Genomic DNA, 18,507 nt, shown 5'->3' on the forward strand with positions numbered 1-18,507 from the left:
CAGTTTCTGTGCGAAAATGCTTGCCTTTGCTGAAAGGCCAGCCTAAGTTGATGGATAGCCGTCATCGTGACGCGACCGCCGCAGTGAAGCGCCGGTGCCAGCGGTAGCCAGGATTCCCGGCCTGATACCGCCGATTTCCAAAGGAGTTCCACTCCATGCCAGCACCCGACATTGACGTCGCCATTGCCGGTCCGCCCAGGAGCAAACGCTTTCAATCACTCGCAAAACTCGTTTTGGCCGGCCTTCTCGGAACCCTGCTGTCGGCAACCACTTCCGCCGTTCCCGCAAGCGCCGCAGCGCCCGGCCCCAAGGACGCCACAGCCGTGATGTTCTCCTGGACGTGGAACGGGATTGCCCGCGAATGCACAGACACCCTGGGCCCTGCCGGCTACGGCTACGTCCAGACCTCTCCCCCGCAGGAGCACGTGCAGGGCCCTGAATGGTGGACGCACTACCAGCCGGTGAGCTACAAGGTGGACTCCCGTCTGGGCACACGGGCCGAGTTCAAATCCATGGTGGACACGTGCCACGCTGCCGGCGTTAAGGTCATTGCCGACGCCGTCATCAACCACATGTCCGGCAAAAGCAGTGGTGGAACCGGTTGGGCAGGATCGCCGTTCCAGCACTATGACTATCCCGGCATCTATCAGTCCCAGGATTTCCACTCCTGCAAGCGCGACATCAGGGATTACCAGAACCGCTGGGAGGTGCAGGAATGCAACCTGGTGAACCTCTCGGACCTCAACACCTCATCACCGTATGTCCAGGGCCGGATCGCCGGGTACCTCAATGACCTGGTCGCGCTGGGTGTGGATGGGTTCCGCATCGACGCCGTCAAACACATCGCCGCTGCCGACATGCAGGGCATCCTGGCCAAGGTCAACGATCGCGCGCGGCTCTACCTGGTCCAGGAAGTCATCCGTGCCAACGAGCCGATCCAGCCGGAGGAATACACCGGTAACGGTGATATCCACGAGTTCGCTTTCGCCCGCAAGCTGAAGGAAGCATTCGGCGCCGGGACGATCAACTGGCTTACCACCGGCGACGGCATTGGCCCCAGCTGGGCCGGGTTCCTGCCCAACCAGAACGCCGCAGTCTTCGTCGACAACCATGACACGGAACGCAATGGGGAGACGCTGACGTACAAGGACGGCGCCAACTATGACCTGGCGCAGATCTTTACCCTGGCCTGGAACTACGGCTCACCGTCCATCCACTCGGGCTATGCCTTCTCCAACAGCGACGCAGGCCCGGCCCTGGCCGGCAACGGCGAAGCCATTGACCCCGTCTGCGGCCAGAACGGATGGACCTGCAAGCATTCGCAAACCGCGATCGCCAACATGGTGGGCTTCCGCAGCCAGATCCACGGCACCGCCGTGGTGGACAAATGGGATAACGGCTCAAGTGCCATCGGCTTCGGACGCGGTGACAAGGGCTACGTCACCATCAACCGCGGCGCAGCACTGGCCCGGACGTTCCAGACTTCATTGCCGGCCGGCCAGTACTGCAACATCATTGTCAGCCGGCCCACGGCGTCCGGTTGTTCAGCAGGCGAGATCGTAACGGTGTCAGCCAGCGGCACCTTCACGGCAACGGTGGCTGCCAATTCGGCGCTGGCCCTCCACGTCGGGGCGAAGGCCGGAACGCAGTCCGTACCGGGCGTCGGCAGCCTCACCGTCTACTACTCGACGTCGAAGGGCTGGAGCGATTACAAGCTGCACTACCGGGTCGGCAGTGGATCCTGGACGAGCGCGCCAGGCGTTGGTATGGCTGCCGCTTGCCCGGGCTGGGTCTCCTACACGGTCCCTGCCGGTTCTTCGGGAGTCACAGCCGCCTTCAACAACGGCGCGGGGACGTGGGACAACAACGGCGGCAACGACTACCTGCTCAGTGGGTCTGTGGCCACAGTGAGCGGCGGTTTGATCGGGCAGGACGATCCCTGCGCCGCCGGGACTGCCCCGGCACCGGCCGATTCCACTGTCGTGTTCTACTCCACGAATAAGGGATGGGCCGCGTACAACGTCCATTACCGTGCCGGGACAGGAGCCTGGACCACGGCGCCAGGCATGGCCATGACGGCCGCCTGCCCGGGCTGGGTATCCGCCACGGTTCCGCTCGGCGGCGCCCCAGGGATTACAGCCGCGTTCAACAACGGGGCAGGCACCTGGGATAACAACGGGACGGCAAACTACACCGTTGGCACCGGCTACCAGCAGGTAAAGGATGGCAGCGTCAGCGCGGGCAACCCGTGCCCCTGACGTGCAATGACCTCACAGGTCCGGGGCTTCCGGGCCTGTGAGCCGGGAAGGAGGCGGCGTCGGGATTCCGGCGCCGCCTTCTGGTGCGTCCGCAGCCCGGAACGGCACTGCGCCCATTAGCTCCGGGTACGCCTACTCGGCGCCGCCCATTCCCGGGGTGACCGGTACGAACTCGATTGCCTGGTTGACGCGCTTCGCCGGTCCGCGGGAGAAACCCTTGGCATCGAGCTGGTTTTCGGCGCGGTATTCAGCAAGGGCACGATCGTAGGCTTCGTTCAACCGGCTGCCGCTGACCACTTCCTGCGTCCCGTCGGTGAAGGCGATGGAGACGGAGACGCTTGCCGGGAAATGCCGCTTCATCCGGATGAAGCCTTCGGAGTCCTGCTGGAGAGTGATCAATGGGGGTACCCGCTTCCGCGATTGGTGGGCTCCAAGTCTATGGGGCGAAGCTCCTGGCCCCTGCCCAGCGGGAGGGCTGCCACAGGGCAGGACTTCGTGCCAGACTGCTGGGATGACGTTGCGAATCCAGTGCGTAGCCATCGATTCCGTGGACCCCCGGGTCCCTGCCGCTTTCTGGGAGCAGCCGCTGGGCTGGCGGCGTACCTTCGATGACCCGGACGAAGTCTGCCTGGAACCGCCGGCAGGAAGCCCGGAAGACGGAGTCTCGCCGGACCTGCTGTTCCTGCGCGTTCCGGAAGACAAGACAGTCAAGAACCGCCTGCACCTTGACCTGCGGCCGGAGGACCAGGACGCCGAAGTGGCGCGCCTGGAGTCACTGGGGGCAGTGAGGGTCTCGGTCGGCCAGGGCGAGGACGCAACCTGGGTGGTCATGGCGGATCCGGACGGCAACGAATTCTGCGTGCTCCGCGCCCTTCGTCCCGGCGAACTCGAGGGCGGCCAGGCAATCTGACGCCGGTCAGCGGTAGCTGGTCACGAACGGATGGTCCGTGGGCACAATCTGCTTGCCGAGCGGCATCAGCGAGACCGGGATGAGCTTCAGGTTGGCGATGGCCAGCGGGATGCCAATGATGGTGATGGCCATGGCGATTGCCGTGGCCACGTGGCCGATCGCAATCCAGATGCCGGCCACCAGCAGCCAGATCACGTTGCCCAACAGGGCGAAGGCCCCGTTTCCGCCGGGCTTGTCCACCACCATGCGGCCAAAGGGCCAGAGGGTGTAGGCAGCGATCCGGAAGGACGCGATCCCCCACGGGATGGTGACGATCAGGACGCAGCAGATGATGCCCGCGACGAAGTATCCAAGGGCCAGCCACAGGCCGCCGAAAACCAGCCAGATGATGTTGAGCAGTGTTTTCATAACCCCATTCTGCCCTGCGGGGTGCGCCGAAAGGCTAGGGGTCAGCCCTGAGTGGCCCCTGATTTCTGGCCGGGAGCCTCTTTCGCGACCACACGAGGCAGGCCACGAAAAGCGCCAGGGCAAGGACGGGAACCAGTGCGCCCGCCCAGGCGCTGCCCCGGAGCAGTAGGGCCAGGTTGAAAGCGGCGACGGAGGCGAGGACAGGAAAAGCCGCGAACCTGGAATCTTCGCTGATTGCCGCGTCCTGGAACCGGCCGTAAAGCAACCTGGTGGCGACAAATCCGAGGATGAGCAGCCCGCCGAGGATAAAAACCAGCGGTACGGGAGCGAACCCCACAGTGAGCACAACTAACGCAAGAAGGCAGCTGAGGGTGAGCCAGTAACCGGATCCGGTTCGCATCTGTAACTTCCGCTACTTCTTCGCGGCAGCCACGAACTCGCTGATCTTCTTCAGGTCCTTCACGCCACGGGAACTTTCGACGCCGGAGGAGACGTCCACGCCCCACGCGCCTGCCGCTTCTGCCGCGGCTGCGACGTTCGCGGCGTCGAGCCCGCCGGCGAGGAGCCAGTGCCGGCCGGAGGCATCCACAGTTTCAGAGGCGCCCGCAGCTCCGGCCCAGCGGTCCTTCACGGAGGCATAGTCCCAGGCTTCACCGGAGCCGGGCACCGCGGCGTCCACCAGGATCACGTCCTCGCCCAGGTTCCCAAAAGCCGCCGGTGGCGCTCCGATGGTGACTGCCCTGATCACTTTCAGTCCGGCGTCGTGCGCGGTTCTTATATCAGCAGCGGTCCGCTCACCATGCAGCTGGATCCACTCAAGGCCCGCGGTCTTCGCGGCAGCCACGGCTTCTTCTGCGCTTTCGTGGCGGAAGACCCCGACGGCGGCAATCCCCTGGGGCACGTCCCTCAGCAGGGTGCGGGCCTGACCGGGTGAAACCTCGCGGGGGCTCGGCGTGAGGACGAAGCCGACGGCATCGGCGCCCGCGGCGACGGCGGCCCGGACGGACTCGGGCGTACTCAGGCCGCACACTTTGACGAACATTCCAGGCTCCTCCACGTTTTCCACTCCTCTTGACGTTAGCAAGAAGTACGCCGCTTCTGGGCTGCGGGGAGCGACGGACGTAGCGTTGTGCCATGACGATCAACTTCCAGGTGCGCCGCCCCGTCCCCGCAGACGCCCAGGAGATGGCCCGCGTGATTGTTGATACCTGGCGCGAGGCATACCGCGGGCTGATGAGTGACGCCGTCCTGGATGATCCCGAACTCCTGGGCACCCGCGAGAAGTTCTGGACCGCCGCGTTGACGGACCCAAAGTACAGCGCGAACACGGTGGCCGTTGCCGAGTTTGAGGGAAGGCTGATCGGCCTGGCGATGTCCGGCCCGTCCCTTGACGCCGGCGGGCCCAGGCAGCTGTACGTCCTCTACGCGTATGCGGCGTTCCACGGCTCGGGGGTGGGCACGGCGCTCCTGGACGCCGTCATCGATCCGGGCGGGCCCGCCTCGCTCTGGGTGTCCGATCCCAACCCCCGGGCCCAGGCCTTCTACCGGAAAAGCGGCTTTGTGGCGGATGGATCAGTACGGTTTGAAGACGGCGTCCGGATAATCCGTATGGTCCGCCCGGCGCCCGTAACCGGGACCGGCGTGGACTCCGCCTCCGGCTAGGGTGGTGGCATGGAGATCATCCGGTACGCAGACCTTCGTCCCCAGCCCTGGCGCAACGGCGGCGGGGTGACGCGCGAGCTCGTTTCGCATCCGCTGGCCGCCTCGTCACAGGACGGCACGTGGGACTGGCGGGTCAGCATCGCCGAAGTGTCCAAGGAAGGCGACTTCTCCACGTTCCCCGGCATGGAACGCGTCCTGACGGTGGTGGACGGCGAACTGTTCCTGCTCACCGTGGACGGCACCGAACATCCCCTGGAAAAGTACCGGCCGTTCAGGTTTTCCGGCGATGCGGCAGCGTCCGGCGCACTGCCCACCGGCGACGTCCGGGACCTGAACGTCATTACCCGCGCGGGCGCCTACAAGGGCTACACGTCCATCATCGAGCTGTCCAAGAAACGGGCCCACCCTGTGTTCGCCGGCCAGTTCGGGATCCTGCTGCAGGGCCAGGCCACCGTGAGCCCGGGGGTCGCGCCGGCTGAAGACGGCGAAAGCACCCCCGCCTCTGCCGAGCCGGTGGCACTCAACCGGTTTGACGCCGTCGTGGGTTCCGACGTCCGCAGCCCCGAAATCCTGGGCCGCGGATTCCTTGCCGTGGTGTCGATCGACCGCGCGGAAGGCTAGCCTCGCCTTCGTTATCGCAGCCTTTCCACACTGGAGGGAATCGCTGCACGCGCCTAGACTCTGGCGTATGACGACTTCACGATTCAACGAACTTCTGTCCGCCCAGGTTGGCAACGAATTTTCGGCTTCGCAGCAGTACATCGCGGTGGCCGTCTGGTTTGCCAATCAGGATCTTCCGCAGCTGGCCAAGTACTTCTACCGCCAGTCCGTCGAGGAGCGCAACCACGCCATGATGATGGTCCAGTACATGCTGGACCGCGATCTTCCCGTGGCCATCCCCGGCATCGGAAACATCCGCAACGACTTCGCCTCCGTCACCGAGCCGCTGGCCCTGGCGCTGGAACAGGAAAAGCAGGTCACCGGCAACATCGAGGCCCTGTTCCGTGCAGCCCGCTCCGAGGATGACGCCCTGGGCGAGCAGTTTATGCTCTGGTTCCTGAAGGAGCAGGTGGAGGAAGTTGCGTCCATGACCACGCTGCTGAACATCGCCGAGCGCGCGGACAACCTCTTCGACATCGAGAACTTCATTGCCCGCGAATCCGTAGGCAACGGCGGGCACGATTCCTCCGCCCCCGAAGCAGCAGGCGGCGCACTCTAAGCTCCGCCCCTTCCCAACTGGGTCGCACTTAACGCTCCCAAAACGCGTTTTAACGACGTTAAGTGCGACCCAGTTGGGTGCGGGGAGCGGCGGTGAGGTTAACCACCAAGAGTGGCCACCCGCCGTCGGGCGTTGCTACGCTCAGGGCAAGGTTCCAATCAGTGAACCTCCGGACGACGGTTCAGTACCCGGAACGCGACAAGACTGGCCAAAGGATCTCTCATGTCGTGGTTAATCCTCATTGTTTCGGGGGCCCTAGAAGCCGTGTGGGCGGCATCCCTGCACAAGGCGTCCAAGGCCAGCGGCCGTCGCCGCATTCTTCCCGCAGCAGTCTTCCTGGTCTCCGTCGCCGCCAGTACCGGCGGCCTCGCGATTGCCATGCAGTCCATCCCCACAGGCACCGCCTACGCCGTGTGGGTGGGTGTGGGCGTGGTGCTGACCAGCATCTACGCCATCGTCACCAAGGTGGAACGCCCGACGGCGGCGCGCATCTTCCTGCTTATGGGGATCGCCGTGTGCGTGGTTGGCCTGAAGGTGGTGGCGTAATGCGTACCGGTACCCTCGCGTGGGTGGTGTTGTTGGCTTCCGCTGTTCTGGAGGCCGTGTGGGCCACTGCCCTGGGCCTGTCCGAGGCCTTCACCCACGCCCTGCCCACCGTTGTTTTCGCCGTCACCGCAGTGGCGAGCCTGCTGGGCCTGGGATACGCGGTGCGCACCATTCCGCTGGGAACCGGCTATGCCGTCTGGGTGGGCGTCGGTGCCGCGCTCACCGTCGCCTGGGCCATGGCAACCGGGGAGGAGGCGTTCAGCGTGCTGAAACTCCTGTTTATTGCCGGGATTGTGGCGTGCGCCGGTGGCCTGAAGGCGCTGCCGGAGGACCGGTAGAGCCGCGGACCACCAGGTCCGCTTCAAGGACCACCGGGGACCGGGAGGCATGCTCGCCGGCAATATCGGCGGCCAGGGCATGGACGGCCGCATGCGCTATGGCCGCGGCCGGCTGCCGGAGGGTGGTCAGCGGCGGGTTGGTCAGCGCCATCAGCGTTGAATCGTCGAAGCCCACAATGGAGACGTCTTCCGGGACGCGCAGCCCGCGGGCGTGGGCGGCGCGGACTGCCCCGAGCGCCATAACGTCGGAGGCGCAGACGATCGCGCGGTGGCCGGAATCCAGGAGTTCGTTGGCAGCGCTCTGGCCGCCCTCAACGGTGAACATGCTGGTGGCGATGTGCGGGCCGGCGTCGTCAACATCCAGGAATTCGGCCAGTGCGGCGCGGAAGCCCTCCAGCTTCCGGCGGCTGGGAATAAAGCGGTGCGGGCCAATGGCCAGGCCCACGTTCCGGTGGCCCAGGCTGGCCAGGTGCTGCACGGCGGTGCGGATGGCGCCGGCGTCGTCGTTGGACACCGTGGCGGCACCGAGTTCCGGGCGTTCGCCGTTGACCAGCACAAAGGGGATGCCGCGGCCCCGCAACCGGTGGTACCGCTCCAGGCTGGCCTGACCGTCTGCGTGGGCGCTGCAGATGAAGATGATGCCGGACGCCTCCTGGGCCACCAGCATCTCGATGTACTCGTCCTCGGAGCGGCCGCCGCCGGGCAGGGCGCAGATGACCGGGATGAAGTCCTCCTGGGACAGCAGCGACACCACTGCCTGTGCTATTGCCGGGAAGATGGGGTTGGTCAGGTCCGGGACAATTATGCCCACCTGGCCGCGGGCTGCGCTGCGGGCGCGGTCCGGGCGCTCATAGCCCATGTCATCCATGGCCGCCAGGACCGCCTGGCGCACCTCCCGTGAGACGCCCTTGCGGCCGTTGACCACCCGCGAAACCGTGGCGATGCTGACGCCCACCCTGCGGGCCAGGTCTTCGAGTTTTGGACGTTCGGCTGCGGCGGGTTCCGCTCCGCCCGGGCTTGTGGTGGTCATCTGGCTCCTTCGCCGGAGCGCCTGCTCCGGACATCGTGTAGCTCCAGTGTACGGAGCAGCTTGCGCGATTCACGAAAACGCGGCGTAAATTTTTCAGCAAACCATTGACGTGCGCTGCAGGGGTCCCTAGGCTCGGGATACTCCCCGCACCCCCATGCCGTTTCCGAGGCAGCTCCAGGAAGGTCTTTTATGACGCATCGCCCCACTCCGCCCGGGCAACCACCCGCCAGCCCGCCGGCATCCCGTTCCGGCCAGACCAGGAAGTTAGCCGTGGCTGCGGCCCTGGCCGCTCCCCTGACCCTCGGAACGCTGGCCGTTCCGGCTTTCGCGGACCACACAGCGGTACCAGGAGTAGTTGCGCTGGTGGGATCGCTGCAGTCCGAAATCGGCTGCCCGGGAGACTGGCAACCCGAGTGCGCTGCCAGCAGGCTGCTCCCCGTGGAAGGCTCGCCCACCCTGTTCCGGGCCACTTTTGAGGTACCGGCAGGCACGTACGCCATGAAAGTGGCCCTGGACAATTCCTGGGACGAGAACTACGGCGCCGGCGGTGCTGCCGGGGGCAGCGACGTGGTGCTTACCGCCCCGGGTGGCCCCGTCACCTTTACCTACGACCACACCAGCCACGTCCTCAGCGACGACGTTCCCGATTCACTGGGCGCACAGGCAGGTGCGCACTGGCTCACGGAAAACACCATCGCATGGCAGGCTCCGGCAGCGGACGGAACCACGTACCGCCTCTACAGCGCGCCGGACGGCGGCCTGGCGCTGGCGGACGGCGGGGTCACCGGCGGCGCGTTCGTTCCACTGGAAAGGGCCGACGGCGGCCTGGACCCTGCACTCACGGCCAGCCACCCGCATCTGGCCGGCTTCGATGCCCTGCGGCTCCCCGAATCCAGCGTTGCTGGGGCCCGGGACCTGCTGAAAGGCCAGCTGCTGGTGGCCGCCGTAGACGCTGACGGCCAGGTAACAGCCACAACCGGCGTGCAGATCCCGGGAATCCTCGATGCCCTGTACCCGGAAGCGGCCGGCCGTGAGCTGGGACTCCGATGGAAAGGCAAGCGCCCCGAGCTCTCCCTGTGGGCGCCGACGGCCCGCAGCGTCACGGTTCACACCTACGCTGCCGGGTCCGGCGGTGAACCGGCAGCCAGCCGGGCCATGGAACCGTCCGCGGACGGCGTCTGGTCAGTGACCGGGGACAAGGGCTGGAAGGGCGCCTACTACCTTTACGAAGTGGAGGTCTTTGTCCCGGAAACGGGCAAGGTGGAGCGGAACCTGGTCACGGATCCGTACAGCGTTGGGCTCTCCGCCAACTCCGCGCGCAGCCTGTTCGTTGACCTGAAGGACAAGGACCTGATGCCCGCAGGCTGGCGGCAGCTGCAAAAGCCCGAACTCAGCAAGCCTGAGGACCTCTCCATCTACGAACTCCACGTCCGGGACTTCTCCATCACCGACGACTCCGTGCCGGAGCTGCACCGCGGCACTTACAAAGCCTTTACCGACGTCGAAAGTAACGGCATGCGGCGCCTGCGGGAATTGACGGCGGCGGGAATGAACGCCGTCCACCTGCTGCCCGTCAACGACATCGGCACCATTGAGGAACGCCGCAGCCAGCAGCTGGAACCGGCCTGCGACCTCGCCTCCATGCCTGCCGATTCGGAGGAACAGCAGGCCTGCGTGGCCGAGACCGCGGGCAGCGACGGCTTCAACTGGGGCTACGATCCCCTGCACTACACAACGCCGGAAGGCTCCTACTCCACCGATCCGGACGGCAGCACCAGGATCACCGAATTCCGCGAGATGGTGGCTGCGCTGAACAACGCCGGCGCACGGGTGATCCAGGACGTTGTGTACAACCACACGGCCAGCGCCGGCCAGTCCGGTAGCAACAACCTGGACCGCATCGTTCCGGGCTACTACCACCGCCTCAATCCCGCCACGGGTTCGATCGAGACCTCCAGCTGCTGCGCCAACACGGCCACGGAAAACGCCATGATGGGCAAGCTGATGATCGACTCAGTGGTGACCCTGGCCAGGACCTACAAGCTGGACGGCTTCCGGTTCGACCTCATGGGCCACCACTCGAAGCAGAACATGCTGGACGTCCGGGCGGCCCTGGACGGGCTGACGCTGGATGAAGACGGCGTGGACGGCAGGAACATCTCCCTCTACGGTGAAGGCTGGAACTTCGGCGAGGTGGCCAACAACGCCCGGTTTGTCCAGGCCACGCAACTGAACATGGCCGGCACCGGGATTGCAACCTTCAACGACAGGCTGCGTGACGCCGTCCGCGGCGGCGGCCCGTTCGACCCCGATCCCCGCGTCCAGGGGTTCGCGTCCGGCCTGTTCACCGATCCCAACGAATCGCCCGCCAACGGCACGCCGGAACAGCAGAAAGCGGCGCTCCTGCTGGCGCAGGACCTGGTGAAGGTGGGCCTCACGGGCAACCTGAAGGATTACTCGTTCATTGACCGGACGGGAGCCACGGTGACCGGCGCGGACGTGCCCTACAACGGCGCACCGGCAGGCTACACCAGCGATCCCCAGGAGGCCGTGACCTACGTTGAGGCGCACGACAACGAAACCCTGTTCGACGCCCTTGCCCTGAAGCTGCCGCAGGGTACGCCGATGGCCGAACGGACGCGGATGCAGACCCTGGCGCTGGGCACCACTGCGTTCAGTCAGGGCATTTCCTTCTGGCACGCGGGCGGCGAATCGCTGCGCAGCAAGTCCCTGGACCGGAACAGCTACGACTCCGGGGACTGGTTCAACATCCTGGACCACACCGACGCCACCAACGGCTTTGGCCGCGGCCTGCCTCCCAAGCCGGACAACCAGGACAAGTACCAGTACCTGCGCCCCCTGCTCGCCGATCCGGCACTGAAGCCTGCGCCTGCCGAGATCGGCAAGGCCCGGGCCCGCGCGGCCGAACTGCTGCAGATCCGCAAGGGCACGCCGCTGTTCCGCCTGGGCGAGGCCGGCCTGGTCCAGCAGAAGGTTTCCTTCCCGTCGGGCGGCCCGGACCAGGCTCCCGGGGTGGTGGTCATGCGGATTGACGACACCGTTGGTCCCGACGTTGACCCGTCCCTGAGCGGCCTGGTGGTGGTCTTCAATGCCTCCGACGAAGCCATCAGCGAGACCGTGGCTGCAACGGCCGGGTCCACCTTCGCGCTGCATCCGGTGCAGGCAGCGGGCGTGGACACGGTGGTCAAGGCGGCAGCCCACGATGCGGCCAGCGGCACCTTCACGGTCCCGGCCCGGACTGTGGCAGTGTTCCAAAGCAAGTAGCAGCGGCTGACCACCAAGGGCAGGCTCAGCGGGCGGTCTAGGCTTTTGCCATGGACTCCCCTGAGCTTGCCCTTGCCATTGGCAGCCTGCGGCGCCTGGCCGCTGCCGGGGACCGCGTGATGCTTGGCATCGCCGGCGCCCCGGGTGCCGGCAAATCCACCGTGGCAGCCAAGGTGCGGGACCTTCTCCACCCGACGGCCGCCGTCGTGGTTCCCATGGATGGTTTCCACCTGGGGAACGCCATCATTGACGGCACGCCGCTCCGGGACCGCAAAGGCGCACCTGACACTTTCGACGCGGGCGGGTACCTTTCGCTCCTGGCCCGCCTTGCCCGCCGCGATGAGGATGTGGTGTACGCCCCGGAGTTCCGCCGCGAACTGGACGAACCCGTAGCCGCGTCCATCGCAGTACCGGCGGAGGTTCCGGTGGTGATCACCGAGGGCAACTATCTGCTGGCCGACCTCCCGGTGTGGAAGGACATCCGCGCGCTGCTCACCCGCACCTGGTTCGTTGAAACTCCCGAGGAACTGCGGCTGGAACGGCTCGTGGCCCGCCACATGGCGTTTGGCATGGACCGCGCCGCAGCGACCGCCTGGGCTGCCGGGCCGGACCAGGCCAACGCTGACTTGATCCAGCGCACCCGGGCGAGTGCCGACGTCGTTATTCCGTGGGGCTAGGGCGGGGAATAGGTCCACCACGCCCGAGGTTGCCAGCAGTAATTCCCCTCGCGAAACGGAGAGACCCATGACGCAAGTACAGCTCGGCGACAACCTGCAGGTCAGCCCCCTGGGATTCGGCGGAATGGCCCTGACCCCGGTCTACGGAGAGGTGGACCCGGGCGATGCCCTGAAAACCCTGCAACACGCCGTCGACTCCGGGATTACCTTCATCGACACCGCTGACATATACGGGGCGGGCAGCAACGAGGAACTCATCGCGGGGCTCCTCAAAGAGCGCCGCGACGAGGTCCAGCTGGCCACCAAATTCGGCCTGGTGGGCAACCCTGCGGACGGCTACACAGACATCCGGGGCGACGCCGCCTACATCCGGAAGGCCGTGGACGCCAGCCTGCAACGGCTGGGCACCGACGTCATTGACCTCTACTACATGCACCGCCGCGACCTCCGCGTTCCGATTGTGGAAACCGTGGAGGCCATGGCGGAGCTGGTGCAGCAGGGCAAGGTCCGGCACCTGGGCCTGTCCGAAGTGACGGCCGAAGAGCTCGCCGAAGCCCACGCGGTCCACCCGATTGCCGCCGTCCAGAGCGAGTGGTCCATCTGGAGCCGGGACGTGGAACGCAACGTTGTCCCGGAAGCAGCCCGGCTGGGTGTGGGCTTTGTTCCGTATTCGCCGCTGGGCCGGGGATTCCTCACCGGCACCGTGGACACCTCCAGCCTGGGAGCCAATGACTTCCGACGCCGGATCCCCCGCTTTGCGGACGACGCCGCGGCTGCGAACCAGAAGGTTGTGGAGACCGTGCGGACCGTTGCGGATCAGCTCGACGCTACTCCTGCGCAGGTGGCACTCGCCTGGCTGCTCAACCAGGGCAGCCGGCTGGGGCTGGCCGTGGTCCCCATTCCCGGTACGCGCAAGCCGCACAGGATCGACGAGAACCTGGGCGCCCTGGCGCTGGAGTTGAGCGGCACCCAGCTGTCGGCGCTGGATGAGGCGGCTGCCGCCGTCGTTGGTTCACGGTCCGCAGACCCCGCCTGGGTGTCCGAGGGCCGTGAATAGACTGGCGTCATGGACTCACTGATTCACGACCTTCAGCACATCACCATCCGGCGCATATCCGTCAGCGAGATGGACAACAACGTTTATCTGCTGACTTCCAAGGCCACCGGTGCGCAACTGCTGATCGATGCCGCGGACGACCTCCCGGCCATCCAGCAGCTGCTTTCCGACGCCTCAGCGGACACCACCGCCGCGCCCCGGCTGGAGCTGATCGCCACCACCCACCAGCACTGGGACCATGTGCGGGCCCTGGCTGCGCTGGTGGAGGCCACCGGAGCACCCACTGTTGCAGGAACGGACGACGCCGAGGCGTTACCGGTTGCGGTCAACCGCACCCTGGAACACGGGGACAGGGTAGCCGTGGACGGCTTTGAGTTGAAGGCGGTCCACCTGCGCGGACACACCCCGGGATCGATCGCGTTTGTGTACCAGGACGCGGACGGCCCGGCGCACATCTTCTCCGGAGACTCACTGTTCCCGGGCGGCGTGGGCAATACCCAGAAGGACCCTGCCCGGTTCAACCAGCTGATCGACGACGTCACTGAGCGACTGTTCGATGCCTACCCGGACGAGTCGTTCGTCCACCCGGGCCACGGCAAGCCGACCACGCTGGGCGCCGAACGCCCGCACCTGGAAGAGTGGCGCGCCAGGGGCTGGTGAGGACCGGGTTTCGACAGGCTCGATCACCGGCCGGTGGGGACTAGCGGCCGCGGCGCTCGTTGGAGGCCGGAGCCGACGCACGGCGGGGGCCGCTGCGGGCGGGACGGCCGCCACCGTTGCCGGTGCCTGAACCGTAGGATCCGCCGGACGTGCCACCGGTGTTCGAGGACCAAACGGCCTTGTTGCCACCGTTGCCACCATTGCTGGATGCAGAGCCGGAGCGCTGTCCGCCCGTGGCAGCTGCACGCTGGCCGGTTGCGGGACGGCCGCTGCGCTGGCCACCGCCGGTAGCGGGGCGTCCGCCGCCGGTTGCCGGACGGCCGGTGCCGCCACGGGGTGCGGCGCTGCGGGTGATGCGTGAATCGGTGCGGCCTTCAGCTGCGCGGCCGTCCGAACCGCGGCCGGCCGATGCACGGCCACCTGCCGCGGGGACGTCGTTGCGGTGCGTGCCGGCTGCGGTGCCACGGCCACGTGCGTTGCGGCGTGCTGCCGCCGCTGCGATGGCGCGGTCCTCGTTCTGCTCGTTCATGCGGTCCACTGCGGCGCGGGCCTCGGTGCGGCCTTCGAAGGCAACAGCGCGGCGCTCGGCGCGGGGAACATCGGTGCGGGTGGACTCAGCCGAAACGCGTCCACGGCCACCGCGACCGCCACGGCCACCGGCAGTCGGCGAACCCTGGGCGGAGCGGTTGGCGCGCTTGCGCTGGGCGTTGGCTCCGGTGGAGGTGCCGCCGCCCTGGTTGGACTTGGCAGCCAGCAGTGCTGCGCGGGTACGGGGATCAACCTTGTCAGCGATCTCGCCCACCAGTTCGGAAACCAGCGGTGAGTTGGCGGTGACGCGTTCGAAGTTAACCTCGACGCCGGCAGCCTTCATCAGCTTCTTGACGTCGCTCTGCTGCTCCGGGAGGGTCAGCGTCACAACGGTGCCGTCCGAACCGGCGCGGGCCGTACGGCCTGAGCGGTGCAGGTACGCCTTGTGCTCTGTGGGCGGATCAACGTGGATCACCAGTTCGACGTCGTCCACGTGCACACCACGGGCCGCGACGTCGGTTGCCACCAGGACGCGGACGTCGCCGGAGGAGAACTCAGCCAGGTTGCGGTCACGGGCGTTCTGCGAAAGGTTGCCGTGCAGATCAACAGCCGGGATCCCGGCGTCGGTCAGGGTCTTTGCCAGCTTGCGGGCGTGGTGCTTGGTCCGCATGAACAGGACGCGGCGGCCGGCACCGGAAGCAAGCTCAACGATCAGCTGCTTCTTGACGGTCTGGTCGTTGACCACCAGGACGTGGTGTTCCATGGTGGTGACCGCGGCCTGCGGATCGTCCACGGAGTGGGTCAGCGGGTTGGACAGGTAGCGCTGGACGATCTTGTCCACGCCGTTGTCCAGGGTTGCGGAGAACAGCAGTCGCTGGCCCTGGCTGGGGGTCATGTCCATGAGCTTCTTGACCACGGGCAGGAATCCCAGGTCAGCCATGTGGTCGGCCTCGTCCAGGACGGTGATTTCCACGGCCTCGAGGGTGAGGATGCGCTGGCGGATCAGGTCCTCCAGGCGGCCGGGGCAGGCAATGACGATGTCGACGCCGGCACGCAGCGCCTTCTCCTGGCGGGCCTGGGAGATGCCGCCGTAGATCACGGTGGTGTTCAGGCCGGCAGCCTTGGCCAGCGGCTCGATCGTGGCGTTGATCTGGGTGGCCAGTTCACGGGTGGGTGCAAGGACCAGGCCCATGGGGCGGCCGGGCTTGCGGAAGTGCTTGGCTTCCCGCTCAGCGAGTCGTGCTACAAGCGGGATGGCGAAGGCGATGGTCTTGCCGGAGCCGGTGCGTCCGCGGCCCAGGACGTCGCGTCCGGCCAGGGTGTCGGGGAGGGTCTTGACCTGGATGGGGAACGGCTCAACGATTCCCTGTGCGGTCAGAGTGTCTGCGAGTGCCTTGGGGGTTCCGAGGGCAGCAAAAGTAGTCATGTATTTATACGGTCTTTCAGGCGGTATCCGTGCGGATATCGGCCCCCGGTGCCGGTTGGCCCAAGGGTTCGCCGAAGAAAAGTCAGGTGGTCAACCGGGCTTTCAGCCTTCTGGGGCTTGGGCCGGGACCAAATAGAACGCGTTCATCGACGCAGGATGTGCCTCTCACATGAAAAAGCCCGCTTCCCAAAGAATGGGCCTCCAAACAAGGAGCAAAGCGGGCATCACTGCACATCAAGTTCCACCAGTCTAGCATCCCGCGCCCACCGCCCGGGTTTCGACAAGCTCAACCACCGAACTGCCGAACCTCCGGGGCCGGTATTGCGGTTGCTTATCCGCCGAGGCAGGCTTGGAGGCATGATGCACCATACTCACGACGCCGGAGACGCGGACCATGCCCGGATGTGGGACGAGATGTATTCGGCCCGCCCGCAGGTGTGGAGCGGCCGGCCCAACCCGCAGCTCGTCAAGGAAGCCGAAGGCCTCAAACCGGGCAAGGCCCTGGACCTGGGCTGCGGCGAAGGTGCTGACTCCCTGTGGCTCGCCGAGCAGGGCTGGACGGTGACTGCCGTGGACGTGTCCGAGGTGGCGCTCGAGCGGGCAAGGGAGCATGCCAGCACCAGCGGGCACGTCCACGGCGGCCGGATCTCCTGGGAGCAGCACGACCTCTCCGAATGGACTCCGGAGCCGGAGTTCGCCCTTGTTTCGGCCCAGTTCCTGCACTCCCCCGCCCTGCCGTGGCAGCAGGCACTGGCCACGGCGGCGGCCGGAGTGGCGCCGGGCGGGACGCTGCTGGTGGTTGGCCATCATCCGGAGCACCTGCCCCCGGGAGGAAGCCACGAGGGATCTGACATGTTCTTCACCCAGGAGGACGTCGTGGCCGAACTTCGCCTGGAAGCACCGCAATGGCAGGTTGAGGTCTGTACCGTGCGCGAGCGTAATGCCACTGCACCGGACGGGCGGGATTTCACGGCAGGAGATGCCGTGGTCCGGGCAACCAGGCTGGTTACCGGGAACTAGGTTCGCGTTTTCCGGAGACCCTGGGAGCTACCAGCACTGCCGCCACTGCCAGCACCGCCGCGAAGGCGAAGACACCGGCAAAGGATCCTGCCGCCGTCGTAAATGCGGCAAACACCAGGCCCGTCGCAGCGAGCGCCAGTGCGCCGCCCAGGGAGTCTGCGATAGACATGGCGGAGCTGTTGAAGCCCTCGGTTTCCTTGGTGGACATGGCCAGGGTCATAACGCTCAGCCGCGGGTACATCAGGCCCATGCCGCCGCCGGCGAACACCCAGGCGGCAATCGCGACGGCGGGATGCCAGTTGAGCGCGGCGGTCGCCAGGACCGCGGCAACGGCCACCGCCACCAGGCCGGTGCCTGTCCAGACGGCCGTGCGGTGTTCCAGCCTGCCGCCCAGACGCCCCTGCACCATGGACGCAGTGGCCCAGGCGAGCGCGGCGAACGTGAGGGCCACCCCGGCAAACGCGGGAGTAAACTCGTAGCGCTCAATCAGCAGGTACGGCAGGTACACCTCGGCACCGAAGAACGCTGCGGACACCACGCCGCGGCACAGGATGACGCTCGGCAGCCCCCGCCGGGACATGAGCGTTCCCGGCGGCAGCAGCGGACGCACCGCGAGGACGGCAACCACGACGGCGGCAGTGGACACGAGCGGTCCGGCTGCGGCCAGGCCTTCCACACGGATCTGGCTGGACAGGTTCAGTCCCAAAACCGCGACGGCGGCCAGGGCAGCCCACGCCAGGCGGCCAAGGTCCCAGCGGACTGCTTCCGCCGGGGGCTCGTGCTGGATTCCGCGGAGGACCGGGACGATCATGGCCAGGGCCGGGAGCACCAGGAACACAACGCCCAGGAACACCCAGTGCCAGGTGAACACCTCGGCCACCACGCCCGCAGCCACGGGCCCCACCAGCGAAGGGATGACCCAGGCGGCGGCGTACGCCGCGAAGATCTTGGCGTGCAGCACCGGCGGATAGACGCGGGCCACCACAACGTACAGGGCCACGGTGATGGCACCGCCGCCCAGCCCCTGGACCAGCCGGCCGGCCACCAGCGAGCCCATGCTGACGGATGTTCCAGCGATCAGCAGGCCTGCTACAAACAGCGCCACTGACGTATAGAGGGGCAATGCAGGGCCGCGCCTGTCGGACCAGTTCCCCGCGGCCACCATCCCGATCACGCCGGTGGCCAGCGGCCCAGCGAAAGCGAGCGCATAGAGCGCAGCACCGTCCAGTTCACGGCTGACCAGCGGCATGATGGTGGTGACTGCCAGCGACTCGAAGGCGCTGAGGAACACCAGCGCGCAGGAACCAATAGTGGCGAGAAGGTAGGGGCGGCTCAGGATGCCACCGGTGGTCGGGGCCCCAGCGCCGGTGGTCGAGCTCGTCGAGACCCCGGAACTGGGGTCCGGCTGGGAGTCTTTGGGAGGGCTGGAATCGCTCACGGTGGAGGCCTGGTTCGTAGTCATGGACGCAACGCTAGAACCTCA

At 66.7% G+C, this 18,507-nt stretch carries 19 protein-coding genes and 1 riboswitch; of the genes, 12 read left to right on the plus strand and 7 right to left on the minus strand.

Going from position 1 to position 18,507, the window contains the following annotated elements:
- The first annotated feature begins 155 nt into the window (after positions 1 to 155).
- The gene (locus ACPJW8_RS15775; RefSeq protein ID WP_330187062.1) at positions 156 to 2,258 is read left to right on the plus strand and encodes a carbohydrate binding domain-containing protein; all 2,103 of its coding nucleotides are present in this window, start codon (positions 156 to 158) and stop codon (positions 2,256 to 2,258) included.
- Between the two features lie 132 nt (positions 2,259 to 2,390).
- Here the strand turns inward: ACPJW8_RS15775 and ACPJW8_RS15780 are convergent, their stop codons facing one another.
- Entirely contained in the window at positions 2,391 to 2,657 is a 267-nt protein-coding gene (locus tag ACPJW8_RS15780; RefSeq protein ID WP_330187061.1) for a hypothetical protein, read from the minus strand.
- Positions 2,658 to 2,769: 112 nt separating this feature from the next.
- Between ACPJW8_RS15780 and ACPJW8_RS15785 the strand changes: the two genes are divergently transcribed.
- A complete protein-coding gene (locus tag ACPJW8_RS15785; protein WP_330187060.1) occupies positions 2,770 to 3,168 on the plus strand; it encodes a VOC family protein in 399 nt (132 codons plus the stop codon).
- Between the two features lie 6 nt (positions 3,169 to 3,174).
- Here the strand turns inward: ACPJW8_RS15785 and ACPJW8_RS15790 are convergent, their stop codons facing one another.
- Genes ACPJW8_RS15790 through ACPJW8_RS15800 form a run of 3 tightly spaced genes read right to left on the minus strand, consistent with a single transcriptional unit; the run spans position 3,175 to position 4,618 of the window.
- Positions 3,175 to 3,576 (minus strand): YccF domain-containing protein, encoded by a 402-nt coding sequence (locus ACPJW8_RS15790; protein WP_330187059.1) that lies wholly within the window; start codon positions 3,574 to 3,576, stop codon positions 3,175 to 3,177.
- Between the two features lie 34 nt (positions 3,577 to 3,610).
- A complete protein-coding gene (locus tag ACPJW8_RS15795) occupies positions 3,611 to 3,976 on the minus strand; it encodes a hypothetical protein (RefSeq protein ID WP_330187058.1) in 366 nt (121 codons plus the stop codon).
- Between the two features lie 12 nt (positions 3,977 to 3,988).
- Entirely contained in the window at positions 3,989 to 4,618 is a 630-nt protein-coding gene (locus ACPJW8_RS15800) for a phosphoribosylanthranilate isomerase (RefSeq protein WP_330187057.1), read from the minus strand.
- A gap of 92 nt (positions 4,619 to 4,710) precedes the next feature.
- Between ACPJW8_RS15800 and ACPJW8_RS15805 the strand changes: the two genes are divergently transcribed.
- The 5 genes from ACPJW8_RS15805 (at position 4,711) to ACPJW8_RS15825 (ending at position 7,341) form a co-directional block, all read left to right on the plus strand.
- Positions 4,711 to 5,238 carry a GNAT family N-acetyltransferase gene (locus ACPJW8_RS15805; protein ID WP_330187056.1) on the plus strand — a complete coding sequence of 176 codons (528 nt, stop codon included), beginning with the start codon at positions 4,711 to 4,713 and terminating at the stop codon, positions 5,236 to 5,238.
- 9 nt (positions 5,239 to 5,247) lie between these two features.
- A complete protein-coding gene (locus tag ACPJW8_RS15810) occupies positions 5,248 to 5,859 on the plus strand; it encodes a HutD family protein (protein WP_330187055.1) in 612 nt (203 codons plus the stop codon).
- Positions 5,860 to 5,926: 67 nt separating this feature from the next.
- Positions 5,927 to 6,457, plus strand: a complete 531-nt coding sequence (locus ACPJW8_RS15815; protein ID WP_330187054.1) for a ferritin — start codon at positions 5,927 to 5,929, stop codon at positions 6,455 to 6,457.
- A 146-nt stretch (positions 6,458 to 6,603) separates the two neighbouring features.
- Positions 6,604 to 6,670, plus strand: a riboswitch (guanidine-III (ykkC-III) riboswitch).
- A 9-nt stretch (positions 6,671 to 6,679) separates the two neighbouring features.
- Complete coding sequence (locus ACPJW8_RS15820; RefSeq protein ID WP_330187053.1) at positions 6,680 to 7,003, plus strand: DMT family transporter; 324 nt, start codon at positions 6,680 to 6,682, stop codon at positions 7,001 to 7,003.
- Positions 7,003 to 7,341 carry a DMT family transporter gene (locus ACPJW8_RS15825; RefSeq protein ID WP_330187052.1) on the plus strand — a complete coding sequence of 113 codons (339 nt, stop codon included), beginning with the start codon at positions 7,003 to 7,005 and terminating at the stop codon, positions 7,339 to 7,341. Before ACPJW8_RS15820 ends, ACPJW8_RS15825 begins: the two co-directional genes overlap by 1 nt.
- Here ACPJW8_RS15825 and ACPJW8_RS15830 read toward each other — a convergent pair.
- A complete protein-coding gene (locus ACPJW8_RS15830; RefSeq protein WP_330187051.1) occupies positions 7,283 to 8,371 on the minus strand; it encodes a LacI family DNA-binding transcriptional regulator in 1,089 nt (362 codons plus the stop codon). The genes ACPJW8_RS15825 and ACPJW8_RS15830 overlap by 59 nt on opposite strands.
- A 270-nt stretch (positions 8,372 to 8,641) precedes the next feature.
- On the opposite strand from ACPJW8_RS15830, the gene pulA reads away from it, so the two are divergent.
- The 4 genes from pulA to ACPJW8_RS15850 all read left to right on the plus strand — a co-directional run bounded on the left by pulA (position 8,642) and on the right by ACPJW8_RS15850 (position 14,050).
- Positions 8,642 to 11,656: a pullulanase-type alpha-1,6-glucosidase gene (gene pulA, locus ACPJW8_RS15835; protein ID WP_330187050.1), complete on the plus strand. Its 3,015-nt coding sequence runs from the start codon at positions 8,642 to 8,644 to the stop codon at positions 11,654 to 11,656.
- Between the two features lie 50 nt (positions 11,657 to 11,706).
- Positions 11,707 to 12,333 (plus strand): nucleoside/nucleotide kinase family protein, encoded by a 627-nt coding sequence (locus ACPJW8_RS15840; protein ID WP_330187049.1) that lies wholly within the window; start codon positions 11,707 to 11,709, stop codon positions 12,331 to 12,333.
- Between the two features lie 67 nt (positions 12,334 to 12,400).
- Complete coding sequence (locus tag ACPJW8_RS15845; RefSeq protein ID WP_330187048.1) at positions 12,401 to 13,390, plus strand: aldo/keto reductase; 990 nt, start codon at positions 12,401 to 12,403, stop codon at positions 13,388 to 13,390.
- Between the two features lie 9 nt (positions 13,391 to 13,399).
- Positions 13,400 to 14,050: an MBL fold metallo-hydrolase gene (locus tag ACPJW8_RS15850; protein ID WP_330187047.1), complete on the plus strand. Its 651-nt coding sequence runs from the start codon at positions 13,400 to 13,402 to the stop codon at positions 14,048 to 14,050.
- Between the two features lie 40 nt (positions 14,051 to 14,090).
- Here ACPJW8_RS15850 and ACPJW8_RS15855 read toward each other — a convergent pair whose 3' ends face one another.
- Positions 14,091 to 16,004: a DEAD/DEAH box helicase gene (locus ACPJW8_RS15855; RefSeq protein ID WP_330187046.1), complete on the minus strand. Its 1,914-nt coding sequence runs from the start codon at positions 16,002 to 16,004 to the stop codon at positions 14,091 to 14,093.
- A 357-nt stretch (positions 16,005 to 16,361) separates the two neighbouring features.
- Between ACPJW8_RS15855 and ACPJW8_RS15860 the strand changes: the two genes are divergently transcribed.
- Positions 16,362 to 17,024 carry a class I SAM-dependent methyltransferase gene (locus ACPJW8_RS15860; protein WP_330187045.1) on the plus strand — a complete coding sequence of 221 codons (663 nt, stop codon included), beginning with the start codon at positions 16,362 to 16,364 and terminating at the stop codon, positions 17,022 to 17,024.
- Here ACPJW8_RS15860 and ACPJW8_RS15865 read toward each other — a convergent pair.
- Complete coding sequence (locus ACPJW8_RS15865; protein WP_330187044.1) at positions 17,011 to 18,486, minus strand: MFS transporter; 1,476 nt, start codon at positions 18,484 to 18,486, stop codon at positions 17,011 to 17,013. The two genes, ACPJW8_RS15860 and ACPJW8_RS15865, sit on opposite strands and share 14 nt — an antisense overlap.
- Between the last annotated feature and the right edge of the window lie 21 nt (positions 18,487 to 18,507).

Origin of the sequence: Pseudarthrobacter sp. J47, assembly GCF_049810315.1 — a bacterium.
In the GTDB taxonomy this organism is placed as follows: domain Bacteria; phylum Actinomycetota; class Actinomycetes; order Actinomycetales; family Micrococcaceae; genus Arthrobacter.

Excerpts from the sequence above, each read along its gene's own strand:
- ACPJW8_RS15785 (WP_330187060.1), top strand. The coding sequence starts at position 2,770 with ATGACGTTGCGAATCCAGTGCGTAGCCATCGATTCCGTGGACCCCCGG.
- ACPJW8_RS15860 (WP_330187045.1), top strand. The coding sequence starts at position 16,362 with ATGATGCACCATACTCACGACGCCGGAGACGCGGACCATGCCCGGATG.
- ACPJW8_RS15790 (WP_330187059.1), bottom strand. The coding sequence starts at position 3,576 with ATGAAAACACTGCTCAACATCATCTGGCTGGTTTTCGGCGGCCTGTGG.
- ACPJW8_RS15805 (WP_330187056.1), top strand. The coding sequence starts at position 4,711 with ATGACGATCAACTTCCAGGTGCGCCGCCCCGTCCCCGCAGACGCCCAG.
- ACPJW8_RS15840 (WP_330187049.1), top strand. The coding sequence starts at position 11,707 with ATGGACTCCCCTGAGCTTGCCCTTGCCATTGGCAGCCTGCGGCGCCTG.
- ACPJW8_RS15865 (WP_330187044.1), bottom strand. The coding sequence starts at position 18,486 with ATGACTACGAACCAGGCCTCCACCGTGAGCGATTCCAGCCCTCCCAAA.
- ACPJW8_RS15815 (WP_330187054.1), top strand. The coding sequence starts at position 5,927 with ATGACGACTTCACGATTCAACGAACTTCTGTCCGCCCAGGTTGGCAAC.
- ACPJW8_RS15795 (WP_330187058.1), bottom strand. The coding sequence starts at position 3,976 with ATGCGAACCGGATCCGGTTACTGGCTCACCCTCAGCTGCCTTCTTGCG.
- ACPJW8_RS15850 (WP_330187047.1), top strand. The coding sequence starts at position 13,400 with ATGGACTCACTGATTCACGACCTTCAGCACATCACCATCCGGCGCATA.
- ACPJW8_RS15800 (WP_330187057.1), bottom strand. The coding sequence starts at position 4,618 with ATGTTCGTCAAAGTGTGCGGCCTGAGTACGCCCGAGTCCGTCCGGGCC.
- ACPJW8_RS15775 (WP_330187062.1), top strand. The coding sequence starts at position 156 with ATGCCAGCACCCGACATTGACGTCGCCATTGCCGGTCCGCCCAGGAGC.
- ACPJW8_RS15820 (WP_330187053.1), top strand. The coding sequence starts at position 6,680 with ATGTCGTGGTTAATCCTCATTGTTTCGGGGGCCCTAGAAGCCGTGTGG.
- ACPJW8_RS15855 (WP_330187046.1), bottom strand. The coding sequence starts at position 16,004 with ATGACTACTTTTGCTGCCCTCGGAACCCCCAAGGCACTCGCAGACACT.
- ACPJW8_RS15810 (WP_330187055.1), top strand. The coding sequence starts at position 5,248 with ATGGAGATCATCCGGTACGCAGACCTTCGTCCCCAGCCCTGGCGCAAC.
- ACPJW8_RS15845 (WP_330187048.1), top strand. The coding sequence starts at position 12,401 with ATGACGCAAGTACAGCTCGGCGACAACCTGCAGGTCAGCCCCCTGGGA.
- ACPJW8_RS15830 (WP_330187051.1), bottom strand. The coding sequence starts at position 8,371 with ATGACCACCACAAGCCCGGGCGGAGCGGAACCCGCCGCAGCCGAACGT.
- ACPJW8_RS15825 (WP_330187052.1), top strand. The coding sequence starts at position 7,003 with ATGCGTACCGGTACCCTCGCGTGGGTGGTGTTGTTGGCTTCCGCTGTT.